Here is a 13,072-nt window from a genome sequence, read left to right as displayed (position 1 = left end):
GAAAGCGGCAACAGCGCAAGCCAGCCCCTGCTGCTCGCGGCCTGGGGGCAACGCTGGCGCCAGCAGGGCACCTGGCTGAGCCACAAACGCTGCTGGCGCAATGGCATAATCACCGCCCCTTACCGGCGGTTGGTGGAAACAGAGCAGGCATGGATATACAGCGTCTTCTGAAAAAACGTCAGCTCAATGTTCAAGAGCAGAATGCCCTCGACGCCTACAGACTCGAGCGTGAGGCGCGGGCCTGGCGCAATGAGGGCGTTCCTGTGGCCTTGATGGATTACGCCCAGGCCCAGGGCGTTGATTGGGCGGCAACCGTGGTGCTGCAATTGCAGGTCGACTTCCCCGGGATGCCCAGCCTGTTTGGCCTGCTGCTGACCCAGGATGAGCGCTTCATCGAATTCGAGATCGATACCGACCCAGCCCATCAGCGGGTCGAGTCGCTGGAGTGCTGGCAGGATGTCAGCGACACCCTGAACCATTCGACCCGCAACCGGGGGACCGGGCAGGGGTTTGCCGCCATTGCCAAGCAGGTCAGGCGCCAGGTGCTGGGGACGCTCGCTCAGCGTTGCTCGGCACCTGGTACGCGTTCAGGCCGGCGTGCCCGGTAAGGTCATCAATCATGGAGTGTTGTCGCATGCTGGATCAGCTGACTGAACTGCACGCCGATTTCATCGAGGCGCTGGAGGAGGTTTCCAGGCTAATGGCCTGTGCCTATCAGCAACTCGGCCCGGTGGCGGACGATCATGTGCTGGCCCAGGCGGGGCTGGAGCACGGGCGGGAAATCGTGCTGGATTACCTCGCGCACCACGAGGCCGGTATCGCCTTCGAGCATCTGCTGTACATGATCGATGAACCGCCACTGGCGGTTTCGCCAGCTTGCCGGGCAGCCCTGGCGCGGATTGCCGCACGCCTGGGCATGCCCCTTGGGCGATGATCACGCGCCGCTCCTGGCCGTGTTCTTCGCAGGCTCCAGATTGGCCGCGCCCAGCCAGTAGAACAGCCCGCCGGCGACAATGAACGCCGCCAGCATGTAGAACATCCAGTGCGCCGGCTGGCTCGCCAGGAGCAAGCCGCAGAGTATCGGGCCCAGGGCCCCGCCGAGGTTGGAAAGGTTTTGCGCGCCGTAATACAGGCCTCGTAGGTGCTCGGGGGCAATCAGGTCGATGAACATGTATTCGGCGGGAAACACGATGATTTCCCCCAGGGTGAATACCACCATCGACAGCACCCACAGCGGCAGGCTGGTGGCCAGGCCGAACCCGGCGACACCCAGCAGGAAAAGGCCCAGCCCCAGTGCCAGCCAGCGGCTCAGGTGACGCTGGGAAATCCGCCGGCCAATCGCGTACTGCAGGCCGATCACCAGCAGCGCATTGGTCGCCACCAGGGTACTGATGATGCGGTAAGTGGCCTCGGCCGACAGGGTGACCACCAGGTACTGCGAGAGATAGGCCGAGAACTGGCCAAAGACCACCGCGCTGAGCAGGCCGCCCAGGGTGAAGCACACCAAGCGGTAGTCCCGTAGCAGCTGCCTGCCCAGCGTCCGAAAGGCCAGCGGCGGCTGGGTCGAACCGGCACCGTTGCACTGCCGTTCGCCCCAGCACAGATGGACCGCCAGGAACCCGGCGCCCAGGGCGGCGGACACCAGGAACGGCAGGCTGATGTCCAGGCGTGCCAGCCCGGCACCGAGAAACGGGCCGACGGCGTAGCCGATATTGGTCAGGGTGTATTTGATCGAGAAGGCTTCGCTGCGCTGCTCCACTGGCAGGCGCTGGGCAAAGCCGGCCTTGATCGCGATGTCGAGCACCGCATAGGCGAGGTTGACCAGCACCAGGCACAGGTAGAACAGCCACAACTGGCGCGCCGTGAAGGCTCCGACAAAGCCCAGGGTGAACAGCGCGCAGCAGCCGAGGATCAGGCGGTGGCTGGCGGTCCGGTCCACCAGGAAGCCGCCATAGAGGCTCAACAGCGAACCCAGGATCAGGCTGCTGCCGATCACCAGGCCGATGTCGCCGACCTGCAGGTTGAAAGCGCCGCTCAGGTAGATCACCAGATAGGGCAGGGTGATGGCCCTGGCCAGGGTCAGCACCAGGGTGCCGGCGAGTAGCAGGTTGATCGCCTTCGGGTAGCGTCTCAGGGTGCGCAGCATCCGTGCCTCGTCGATGTGTAACGGCGGTGAAGGGGGTGACTGCCAGCTTACTGGGGAATTTGATTCTGTTTTATGATGTTTTTTACCCAGTGAATGGAATCAGATTCATGAATGCGAGGCGCTGATGTTTTCTTCCGAACGCTTGAAGGGGATCGATGTATTTGTCTGTGTGGCCGACTGCGGCAGCTTCAAGGCCGCCGCCGAACGGCTCAACCTCACGGCTTCGGCCGTCAGCAAGGCCATTGCCCGGCTGGAGGGGCGGTTGCAGGCGCGCCTGTTCCAGCGCACCACCCGCAGCCTGGCGCTGACCGACGCGGGCACCGCCTTCTACCGCACCTGCAGCGGTGTGCTGGCCGACCTGGAAGAGGCCGAGTTGGCGCTGAACGCGGAAAACACCGAGCTGCGCGGCCGGGTACGCATCGACCTGCCGGGGACCTTTGGCCGTTCCCAGGTGCTGGCCGCGATCCTGCGCTTTGCCCGGGAGCATCCCGGTTTGCAGCCGCACATCACCTTTGCCGATTCCGCTGTCGACCCGCTCGAAGCCGGCGCGGACATTGCCGTGCGCCTTGGTGGTTCGGGCCTGTGGCCGGCGGCACTGGGGCATCGCTGCCTGGGCCGCGAATGGCACCTGTTCTGCGCCTCGCCCGACTACCTGCGCAGCCATGGCACGCCGCTGACCGACCAGGACCTGGAAAGGCATCAGTGCCTGGCCTATGGCTGGGTGGACGGGCGGGTCAGCCCCTGGAACTTCGCGACGGGCCGCCCGGGTGAAAGCGAGCGCCGGGTGATGTCCGCCAGTTGCGTGGTGGGCGACGGAGAGGGGCTGTTGAAGGCGGTGCTGGAAGGCTACGGCATCGCGCAACTGCCTTCGTGGCTGGTCAAGCGCCAGCTGGCGCAAGGCACCCTGGTGGAAGTCCTGCCGCAATGGGCGAGCGAAGGGCAGGCGATCCATTTGCTGTGGCTGAAAAGCCGGCAAGGGTTGCCCAAGGTCAGTGCACTGCTGGAGATGCTGGAGCGGAATCTGCGGGGATGAAAATGAGGAAAAATGGCAGGGGCGGCTGGATTCGAACCAACGCATGGCAGGATCAAAACCTGCTGCCTTACCGCTTGGCGACGCCCCTGTAGTTGTTGCGACGTTACTTGCTTGATTGCCGGTCCGGGGAGGTCCGCTGCAAGAACGGGCGCAAATTTACCAACTTACAGGCGGGTTGTGAAGCCCCCAATGCAAAAAAATGAGTTTGAAAACAGCTGCTTAGTCTTTTCCTGAGCACTTTTATCCGCCCCGGGGTTCAGGGGACCAGGTAGCCGGGCTGTGAATCCTTCAGGGGCCGGGCCATGTCCAGGGCGCGGCGGATGGCCCGCAACTCGGCGCCTTCCAGGAGGCGCCGGCCAAAATCATAGTCGTCGCCCCCCGGGCCCAGGTGCACCGACAGCAGCCCGAACAGTTGCCCGCCCACGTCTTCGATGAACATTTCCATATAGGTTTCGTGGCGGCGGTAGGCGCTGAGGTAGATCAGCCCCTGGACCTCGGCGCGACTGCAGTTGTCGATGGCCTCCCAGGTCAGGCAACTGCCCTGTCCATTCTCGATCAGCGGCATGTGCCAGGCATGCGGTGCCAGCGGTTGGGCGCGCAGGGCCGCCGGCAGCGGCTGGCAGGACAGGACCAGGAAGCGATACCGGTGCCGGCCATGGTAGAGGGCGTTGCGCGGTGTCGGCGGCTCGGGCGCCGGGCCGGTAATCCGCACCCGCAGCAGCTGGCTCAGGGCGATTTCCGAAGGCTGCTCGTTCCAGCCATTGAGGTCGGCAACCGGCGGGGACCAGATCAGTTGCAGGGTGTCGCCAATCAGGATGCGCTCCTGCTGCTCGAAGAAGGCCGAGCTTTGCGCGCCCACCACGGGCAACAGCTCGCTCAGGCGCAGGGTCGGCGCGCCGTAGTCGATGCCCAGGTCGGTGGACCAGAACAGCGGAGCGCAGGTTCTTGGGGGTGTCGGCATGGGCTGTGAGTCTGGTAGGGGCAAGGGGAGAGGATTCTTCGACAAAGGGCGACGGATGTCACCTGTTGCTGACGCCATTGGCTACACCCACTGGCTCAATGTGACCGTGACAGCCGGCAGCCGCGCACTAGTATAGGGAGCCTCGATACCTATAAAAACGGCAAGAACGGCAGAAGGACACACGCATGCGACGCTGGAATGGCTGGGGGGATGCATCCACGGTGGTCGAATTGCCGGCCCAGGGCGCGGGGTTTCTCGCCGAGCGCCTGGGGCCGGGACGCAGGTTGCCGGAGGCGACCCTGGAGCAGGCGTTGGCCCGGGTGCCGGCGTCGCGCCTGGAGGCGCATGCGCTGTACAGCATCGGCGCCGAGGACCGGCTGTTGCATGCACGCGGCCAGAGCCTGGCGGACTGGCTGGCGCTGCGCGAAGGCGAGCTGGGGGTCTACCCCGACGCCGTGGCCTTTCCGGAAACCGCGGAGCAGATCCGCCAGTTGCTGGCCCTGGCCGAGGACCGCGACCTGTGCCTGATTCCCTACGGCGGTGGCACGTCGGTGGCCGGGCACATCAATCCGCCCTGGTCCGAACGCCCGGTACTGACGGTTTCGCTGGCGCGCATGAGCCGCCTGCTGGACCTGGACGAAGACAGCCTGCTGGCGACCTTCGGTCCCGGCGCCAGCGGCCCGCAGGTGGAAAGCCAGCTGCGCGCCCGGGGCTATACCCTGGGGCACTTTCCCCAGTCTTGGGAGCTGTCGACCCTGGGCGGCTGGGTCGCCAGCCGTTCCAGTGGCCAGCAGTCGCTGCGCTACGGGCGCATCGAGCAGCTGTTCGCCGGTGGCACCCTGGAAACCTTTGCCGGGACGATGCCCATCGCCAGCTTTCCGGCATCTGCCGCCGGGCCGGATATGCGCGAGGTGGTGCTGGGCAGTGAAGGGCGCTTCGGGATCATTTCCGAGGTCAAGGTGCGGGTCAGCCGCCTGCCCGACGACGAGCGTTTCTATGGGGTGTTCCTGCCCGACTGGCCGCAGGCCCTGCAAGCGGTGCGCGCCCTGGCCCAGGCTCGGGTGCCGCTGTCGATGCTGCGCCTGTCCAATGCCCTGGAGACCGAGACCCAACTGGCCCTGGCCGGCCACCCGACGCAGATCGCCTGGCTGGAAAAATACCTGGCGCTGCGCGGCGCCGGGGCGGGCAAGTGCCTGCTGACCTTCGGCGTGACCGGCAACCGCCAGCAGAATGCCTTGTCGCTGCGTCATGCCCGGCGCCAGCTCAAGGCCTTCGGCGGGGTGTTCACCGGCACCTTGCTGGGCAAGAAATGGGCGCAGAACCGCTTTCGTTTTCCCTACCTGCGCGAAAGCCTGTGGAACGCCGGTTACCTGGTGGACACCCTGGAAACCGCCACCGACTGGAGCAATGTCGACCGCCTGTTGCAGCGCATCGAGGGCAGCCTGCGCGACGGCCTGGCCGCCGAGGGCGAACAGGTGCATGTGTTCACGCACCTGTCCCATGTCTATGGCGAAGGCTCGAGCATCTACACCACCTACGTGTTCCGCCCGGACGCCCAGTACCCGGCGACGCTGGCGCGCTGGCAGGCGCTCAAGCACGCCGCCAGCCAGACCATCGTCAATCACCGTGGCACCATCAGCCACCAGCACGGCGTGGGCAAGGACCATGCGCCCTACCTGCTGCGGGAAAAGGGCCCGCTGGCGATCGACGCGCTGCAGGCCTTGAGCCGCCACTTCGACCCGGCCGGGCGCCTCAACCCCGGCACCTTGCTGGAGCAGTGAGCCATGAGCCAGGACTGGAACGCCCAGTGGCGCCAACAGGCGTTGCCCGGGCTGGCGGCGCAACCCTGGGACCTGATCGTGATCGGCGGCGGCATCAGCGGCGCCGGCATTCTGCGCGAGGCGGCGCGGCGCGGTTGGCGCTGCCTGCTGCTGGAGCAGCGGGATTTTGCCTGGGGCACTTCCAGCCGCTCTTCGAAGATGGTCCACGGCGGCTTGCGCTACATCGCCAAGGGCCAATGGCGCCTGACCCGCGACTCGGTGCGCGAGCGCCAGCGCCTGTTGCAGGAGGCCCCGGGGCTGGTGGAGCCCATGAGTTTCCTGATGCCGCATTACCGCGGCCAGTTTCCCGGGCCCAAGCTGTTTGGCGGCCTGCTGAGCCTGTATGACGCCCTTGCCGGGCGGTGCAATCATCGCTTTCACGATGCCCGGCAGCTGCAGTACCTGGCCCCCGGGGTCAAGGAGCCGGGGTTGCTTGGCGGCACCAGCTTTCTCGATGCCCTGACCGACGATGCGCGGCTGGTGCTGCGGGTGTTGGCCGAGGCCCGGGCCGACGGCGCCGTGGCCATCAATGGCCTGCGGGTGACCCGCCTGCTGCGGGAGAACGGGCGGGTGTGCGGGGTGGCGATCGAAGACAGTGAAACGGGCGCCGTGCACACCCTTGGCTGCGCGGCCCTGGCGGTGGCCACCGGGGCCTGGGCCGAGCGCCTGCGCCCGGCGAGCAGCCGTCGGCAGCTACGCCCGTTGCGCGGCAGTCATCTGTTGCTGCCGGGGTGGCGCCTGCCGGTGGCCCAGGCCTTCAGCTTCATGCATGCCGAGGATGGCCGGCCGGTGTTTGTCTTCCCCTGGGAGGGCGCCACCGTGGTGGGCACCACCGACCTCGATCACCGCGACGATCTGGACCAGAGCGCCAGCATCAGCCAGGAAGAGCTGCGCTATCTGCTGGCCGCCTGCGCCCAGCCGTTTCCCCAGGCCATGATCACGCCCGCCGACGTGCTGTCGACCTGGGCCGGAGTGCGTCCGGTGGTGGCGGGTAGCGAGGGGCAGCAGGGCAAGCCGTCCAATGAAACCCGTGAACACGTGCTGTGGCAGGAGCCCGGCTGCGTGACCCTGGCCGGTGGCAAGCTCACCACCTTCCGCCCCCAGGCCATCGAAGTGCTGCAAGCCTGCGGGGCGATGCTCGGGCGCGACGTGGTGGATGACGGTGCCCCGGTGTTCGCGCCCGTGGCAGCGCTGGACATCCCCGGCCTGAGTGGCACCCAGGCACGACGCCTGGCCGGGCGCTACGGTCGCGACCTGCCGCGGCTGGCGCAACGGCTGGCGGCGCTGGGCAGCGATTGCGTCGGCGCCAGCGACACCCTGTGGGCCGAGCTGGCGTTTGCCGCCGAGACGGAAATGGTCCTGCACCTGGACGACCTGCTGCTGCGCCGGACCCGCATTGGCCTGCTGCTGGCCGAAGGCGCCGCCCATTACCTGCCGGCCATCCGCCGCCTGTGCCAGCCGCTGCTGGGTTGGGACGATGACCGCTGGCAGGCCGAGGAACAGCGCTACCGGGCCTTGTGGCAACGCCATCACAGCCTGCCCGCCAATGCCTAACGATGCTCAACCAAGAGAGCCCCATGGATAACCACAACAACAAGAAGCAGGACTACCTGCTGGCCATCGACAATGGCACCCAGAGTGTTCGCGCACTGCTGTTCGACCTCCAAGGCAACCTGCTGGGCAAGGGCAAGGTGGAACTGGAGGCCTACTTTTCGAGCCAACCCGGCTGGGCCGAACAGCACCCGGACTACTACTGGGCCAAGCTCGGCGAGGCCTGCCAATTGCTCTGGCAGCAGACCGGCATCGACCGCTCGCAGATCCGCGGCGTGTCCCTGACCACCCAGCGCGGCACCCTGATCAATGTCGATGCCCAGGGCCGCGCGCTGCGCCCGGCCATCCTCTGGCTCGACCAGCGCCAGGCCGAGGTCGAAGGGCAGATCAAGGGCCCCTGGGGCTGGCTGTTCAAGTTGATCGGCGCCGAGGCCACGGTGGAGTATTTTCGTGCGCAGGCCGAAGCCAACTGGGTGGCCCAGCAGCAGCCCGAGGTCTGGGCCGCCACCGACAAGTTCCTGCTGCTCTCGGGCTTTCTGACCCATCGCCTGACCGGCCGCTTCGTCGACTCGGTGGGCTGCTGCGTGGCCTACTTGCCGTTCGACTACAAGCGCCTGCGCTGGGCGGCCCCCAGTGACTGGAAGTGGCAGGCCCTGGCAGTACGTCAGGAACAACTGCCGACCTTGCTCAAGCCTGGCGAAACCCTGGGCCGGATCAGTGCCGAAGCCAGCCGCCACACGGGCATTCCCGAGGGGCTGCCACTGATTGCCGCCGGTGCCGACAAGGCCTGTGAAGTGCTCGGCTCAGGCGTCCAGGACTCGACCACCGCCTGCCTGTCCTACGGCACCACGGCGACGATCACCACCACCCGTTCGCGTTACCTGGAAGTGGTGCCGCTGATCCCGCCGTACCCGGCGGCGGTGCCGGATCACTACAACTGCGAGGTGATGATCTTTCGCGGCTACTGGATGGTCAGCTGGTTCAAGCAGCAGTTCGGCCTGCGCGAAGTGCAGCAGGCGGCTGAGCAGGGGCTGGAGCCTGAGCAACTGTTCGACGCCCTGGTCCAGGCGGTGCCGCCCGGGTCCATGGGCCTGACCCTGCAACCCTATTGGTCGCCGGGCATCCGCGAACCAGGCATGGAAGCCAAGGGCGCAATGATCGGCTTTGGCGACGTGCACACCCGAGCGCACATCTACCGGGCGATCCTCGAAGGCCTGGCCTATGCCCTGCGCCAGGGCATGGAGCGCATCGAAAAACGCTCGAAGCTGAAGATCACCCGCCTGCGGGTGGCCGGTGGCGGCTCGCAGAGCGATGCGGCCATGCAACTGACCGCGGACATCTTTGGCCTGCCGGTGGAGCGCCCGCATGTCTATGAAGCCTCGGGGCTGGGGGCGGTGATCGCCTGCGCGGTGGGCCTGGGGCTGTACCCGGACTTTCCCACGGCCATCAGCGCCATGACCCGGGGCGGCGCGGTGTTCCAGCCCCAGCCGCAGGCGCAGCAGATGTACCAGCGGCTGTACAGCGAGGTCTACCTGCGCATGTACCGCCAGCTCAAACCGCTGTACCAGAGCATTCGCGAGATCACCGGCTACCCGGCCTGAGGGCGCGGGCAGGAGGGGCAAGGGTTCCCGGTCGAAAAAACACACTTGTGCGGCACGGCTCAACTATCGTCACCCAGGTGGACGGAACCCTACGACAACCTGAACCGGTGAGCCGAACATGAACCGCCAGGACGCGTTGAACATCCTCTGGAAGCGCCTGTTCATCATCTTTGTGCTGCTGTTGGCGGCGTCCCTGGGGGCGGTCGCCATGGCCGACGGCTACACCATTCCCTCGGTGGTGTTCATCGTCGGCAATATCGGCGGCTACGTAGGCTTTCACCGACAACTGTCCCACCTCGGCGAGGAGGAGATCGTCAGCCTGTGCAGGTCCTGGTTCAATGTGCTGCTGCCGTCGTTCATCGGCGGCATCCTGGCGGGCCTGCTGTACATCCTGTTTATCTCCGGCGTGGTGCAAGGCGAACTGTTTCCCCAGATCGTCAGTGACAAGAGCTGCAGGTACCCGGACAACAGTTTCTATGTGATTTTCTGCCAGCACGCCGACGGCTATGCCGCCTACGGCAAGTTGCTGTTCTGGTCCTTTGTCGCGGGCTTCAACCAGAACTACGTGGTCGATTTGATCGAGAACATCAAGGGCAGCAGAAAAGCACAGGGTGAAGCGTGAGCGACGACACCGCGAGCAACGGCCGCCGGGTCAAAGGGCCGGCGTCGTGCTGTCCTTCGATTGCAAGGCGCTACGCTCACCCCGCTGGAGGTCACTAGGTGTTTGTGTTGTGTGTAGGTGTATTTAATTACAAGTGGGTGTTGACACCTACTAATAGGTTGAATATTCTTCGCAGCACATACACAAGAGGTGCCTTCCGATGAACAGTCTCACCAACGCCTTCAAGGCGCTCGAAGTCCTCACCCAGGATGAGTTCAATCGTCGTTTTCCGCAGAAGCACACGCTGGGGGAGGTGGTGCTGGGCATGGGCGAGCTGGTCGAGGTCCTGAAGAAAGACAAGGGCCTGTCGCTGCGCAAGATTGCCGAAATCGCCGATGTTTCGGTGGCCGGCCTCGATCGCTGGCGCAACAACGGCTACGGCAGCAAGAAGCACTGTGAAAAACTCATCGCCTACTGCCAGCAACTGCTGGGCGAATCCCTCTTGCCGCATCCGGCCGCCACGGCACCTGCTGCCAGCGTGACGCAGAGCCTGCGCGCCTGTAGCCCGGCGCAGCTGGAGGCGGCCATTGAGCGTGCCTTGCAGGCGCAGCTGGGGTTCCCCGATTCGCTGGAATGCACCCTGGTCAGGATGGAGGCCGGCGCTGACGGCCACCGTCTGGAAATTCTGATTCGCTGAGCCACAGGCCGCGTGCTTCCGGGCCTGCGGCTGGCGCCATTAACCATCAAGGAGAGTTGAAGATGAACCCTATGCAAACGTCCGCCTGGGACCAGGCCGCCATCGCCCTCAAACAGAATGTGGCCAAGTTGCCCGCTGGGTACCAAGGCAAGGTTCGCCAGATTGTTGGGGAAACGCTGTGGGAGCCTTTGCAGCGCACGACCCGCCATCGCTTTGGCAAGCATGTGCGAGCCAATCTTGAACACTATGGGCTGGTGTTCGTGGGCAAGGCGGGGACCATAGCGGTGTACAAGAAGTCGGCGGTCTGATCAGCCTGCTGACGGCGGGCCCAGCCTCGATGGGGCCGCCCGCCCTGTCAGCGTTGCAAAGCGCCGCTGCCCCTTGTCGGGCAGCGGCGTTTTTTCTGTTTGAACAGCGATTTCCCGCGGCCTGAATGATATGGGCCACATTGTCCTGTGCTCTGTGGGTTCTTTCCTGCGTCGCAACTTGCATTGTCCCTTTCTGCCGGTCGGAGTTTTCTCGATGTCTTGCCCAAAATCCTTGCCCACGGTCCTGCTGGGCCTGGCCCTTGCCTGCCCGGCGCTTGCCGAAACCCGCGCTGTGGAGCTGGCGCCGGCGCAGGTGCTGGGGCAGGAGCCGGTTGGCGAGGGGCAGGGCGTGGAGGAGGCCGCGGCACGACTGGCCGAGGTGCCGGGTGGGAGCAATCGGGTGGACATGCGCCAGCCGCTGCAGGGCCGGGTGGCCAGCAACCAGGATGTGCTGGCCTATCAGCCCGGGGTGTACGCCCAGTCGGCGGGCAACGAAGGGGTGAAGATCTCGATCCGCGGCTCGGGCATCAACCGCGCGCCGGGCGCCCATGCCTCGGGGCTGTACACGATGCTCGACGGCCTGCCGTTGACCGGCCCCGGCGGTACGCCCTATGAGTTGCTGGAGCCGTTGTGGGTCGACCATGTGCAGGTGCTGCGCGGCGCCAACGGCTTTGACCGTGGCGCCCTGGCCCTGGGCGGGGCCATCGATTACGTCAGCCATACCGGCTACGACGCGCCGCTGTTGCAGGTGCGCTACGCCACCGGCAGCCACGGTTACCAGCAGCGTCAGGTCAGCTCCGGGCAAGTGCTGGGGGATTTCGACTATTACGTCTCGCTGACCGATGCCAACGCCGACGGTTACCAGGAGCACACTCGCAGCCAGAGCCGTGGGGTGATCGGCAACTTCGGCTACCGCTTCAACCCGAACCTGGAAACCCGTTTCTACCTGCGCTACCGCGAGACCGACAACGATCTGGCCGGGCGGGTCAGCAAGCGCTCCATCGAGCACGACCCGCGTGCGGCCAACCCGCTGTATGTCAGCCGCGACGACCGGCGCAAGCAGCCGGGCAGCACCTTTGTCGGCAACAAGACCACCTACTACATCGACGATGATTCAAGCATCCAGACCGGCCTGGTCTACCACGATTACCCGATGGACCTGCGCGAAGGCCCCAACCGCCTGAAGGTGGCCTACAGCGACGTCAGCGGCACCTTGGACTACAAGCGCCGCGACAGCCTCTGGGGCCGGGAAAGCCGCAGCACCCTGGGCCTGCGGGTGACCAAGCACCTGCCCAATGACGGTGCCAGTGAATTCGTGCGGATTCCTGGCGGCAACACCGCCGGCTATGCCCCGGGCACGCGGATTCGCAACTTCACCTACCAGGGCTCGGACACCGTCCTGCACTTTGGCAATGACCTGGAGATCGCCGACGACCTGTGGCTGACCACCGGGCTGGCGGCCATCTACACCCGTCGCGAAAGCGCGGTGACCTACCCCGAGGGCGGTGGCAAGACCAGCCTTGGCGACTGGGACTACGCGCCGCGCCTGGGCCTGCGCTACCAGTTGACGCCGGATGTGCAGCTGTTCGGCAACCTCAGCCGTTCGGTGGAAGCACCGCACCCCTGGTCGCTGATCTATAGCTCGAACCTGCGTTTCCCGGCCGGTAGCGGAGTGGCCAGCGGCGCCCAGCGCGATCCGATCAAGCTGCGCAACCAGACCGCCACCACCCTGGAGCTGGGCAGCCGTGGCGACAGCGGCATGGGGCAGTGGAGCCTGGCCTGGTACTACGCCCAGGTGCGCCACGAACTGCTCTCGGTATGGCCGGACGCCAACGCCACCATGCCCTACGAACTCAACGCCAGCCCCACGGTGCACCAGGGCGTGGAAGCCAGCCTGCACAGCGAACTGTGGTCGAGCCCGGGCGTGGGCCGCTTGAGCCTGCGCCAGGCCTACACCTTCAGCGATTTCCACTACCGCGATGACGCGCGTTTCGGCGACAACCGCCTGCCGGGCCTGCCCATGCACTACTACCAGGGCGAGCTGCGTTACGACTGGCCCCTGGGCTTCTTTGCCGCGCTCAACACCCAGCTGGTGTCCAAGGCCGCGGTGGACTACGCCAACAGCTACTACGCCGACCCTTACGCACTGTTCGGCGCCACCCTGGGCTACAACGCGCCGAAGAACGACTGGCAGACCTGGATCGATCTGCGCAACCTCACCGACAAGCGCTACGCCGCCACCGTGACCCCAGGCTACGACGACAAGGGGCTGGACGCGGCGCGCTCGACGCCGGGGGAAGGGCTGGGGGTGTACCTGGGGCTGTCCTGGAGCTTGCGTTGACCGCGGGGGCATC

The 13,072-nt window shown here is 65.9% G+C and carries 12 protein-coding genes and 1 tRNA gene; 10 read left to right on the top strand and 3 right to left on the bottom strand.

What is annotated here, in order from left to right; genetic code table 11:
- Positions 1-149: 149 nt before the first annotated feature.
- Both LXM55_RS04390 and LXM55_RS04385 read left to right on the top strand, forming a co-directional pair.
- Positions 150-608 (top strand): hypothetical protein, encoded by a 459-nt coding sequence (locus LXM55_RS04390; protein ID WP_233318927.1) that lies wholly within the window; start codon positions 150-152, stop codon positions 606-608.
- 26 nt (positions 609-634) lie between these two features.
- Positions 635-934: a hypothetical protein gene (locus LXM55_RS04385; protein WP_233318925.1), complete on the top strand. Its 300-nt coding sequence runs from the start codon at positions 635-637 to the stop codon at positions 932-934.
- Here LXM55_RS04385 and LXM55_RS04380 read toward each other — a convergent pair whose 3' ends face one another.
- The gene (locus tag LXM55_RS04380) at positions 935-2,146 is read right to left on the bottom strand and encodes an MFS transporter (RefSeq protein WP_233318922.1); all 1,212 of its coding nucleotides are present in this window, start codon (positions 2,144-2,146) and stop codon (positions 935-937) included.
- A 124-nt stretch (positions 2,147-2,270) separates the two neighbouring features.
- On the opposite strand from LXM55_RS04380, the gene LXM55_RS04375 reads away from it, so the two are divergent.
- A complete protein-coding gene (locus LXM55_RS04375; RefSeq protein ID WP_233318920.1) occupies positions 2,271-3,179 on the top strand; it encodes a LysR family transcriptional regulator in 909 nt (302 codons plus the stop codon).
- A 13-nt stretch (positions 3,180-3,192) separates the two neighbouring features.
- Here LXM55_RS04375 and LXM55_RS04370 read toward each other — a convergent pair.
- Both LXM55_RS04370 and LXM55_RS04365 read right to left on the bottom strand, forming a co-directional pair.
- Positions 3,193-3,267: transfer RNA gene (locus LXM55_RS04370), tRNA-Gln, on the bottom strand.
- A 168-nt stretch (positions 3,268-3,435) separates the two neighbouring features.
- Complete coding sequence (locus LXM55_RS04365) at positions 3,436-4,140, bottom strand: hypothetical protein (protein ID WP_233318918.1); 705 nt, start codon at positions 4,138-4,140, stop codon at positions 3,436-3,438.
- 185 nt (positions 4,141-4,325) lie between these two features.
- On the opposite strand from LXM55_RS04365, the gene LXM55_RS04360 reads away from it, so the two are divergent.
- From LXM55_RS04360 to LXM55_RS04330, 7 genes are all read left to right on the top strand, one after another.
- Positions 4,326-5,921: an FAD-binding oxidoreductase gene (locus tag LXM55_RS04360; protein ID WP_233318916.1), complete on the top strand. Its 1,596-nt coding sequence runs from the start codon at positions 4,326-4,328 to the stop codon at positions 5,919-5,921.
- Positions 5,922-5,924: 3 nt separating this feature from the next.
- Positions 5,925-7,514 (top strand): glycerol-3-phosphate dehydrogenase/oxidase, encoded by a 1,590-nt coding sequence (locus LXM55_RS04355; protein ID WP_233318915.1) that lies wholly within the window; start codon positions 5,925-5,927, stop codon positions 7,512-7,514.
- Between the two features lie 23 nt (positions 7,515-7,537).
- Positions 7,538-9,112 (top strand): FGGY-family carbohydrate kinase, encoded by a 1,575-nt coding sequence (locus LXM55_RS04350; RefSeq protein WP_233318913.1) that lies wholly within the window; start codon positions 7,538-7,540, stop codon positions 9,110-9,112.
- 118 nt (positions 9,113-9,230) lie between these two features.
- Positions 9,231-9,734 (top strand): hypothetical protein, encoded by a 504-nt coding sequence (locus LXM55_RS04345; protein ID WP_233318911.1) that lies wholly within the window; start codon positions 9,231-9,233, stop codon positions 9,732-9,734.
- 199 nt (positions 9,735-9,933) lie between these two features.
- Complete coding sequence (locus tag LXM55_RS04340) at positions 9,934-10,410, top strand: hypothetical protein (protein ID WP_233318909.1); 477 nt, start codon at positions 9,934-9,936, stop codon at positions 10,408-10,410.
- Between the two features lie 62 nt (positions 10,411-10,472).
- Complete coding sequence (locus tag LXM55_RS04335) at positions 10,473-10,718, top strand: hypothetical protein (protein WP_233318907.1); 246 nt, start codon at positions 10,473-10,475, stop codon at positions 10,716-10,718.
- A gap of 214 nt (positions 10,719-10,932) precedes the next feature.
- Positions 10,933-13,059 carry a TonB-dependent receptor family protein gene (locus LXM55_RS04330; protein WP_233318905.1) on the top strand — a complete coding sequence of 709 codons (2,127 nt, stop codon included), beginning with the start codon at positions 10,933-10,935 and terminating at the stop codon, positions 13,057-13,059.
- Positions 13,060-13,072: the final 13 nt, after the last annotated feature.

The sequence above is a fragment of the Pseudomonas sp. Au-Pse12 genome, assembly GCF_021341665.1.
GTDB lineage: Bacteria > Pseudomonadota > Gammaproteobacteria > Pseudomonadales > Pseudomonadaceae > Aquipseudomonas.
The sequence above is the reverse complement of the archived record's forward strand: the minus strand, read 5'-3'. Positions and strand labels throughout refer to the sequence as shown.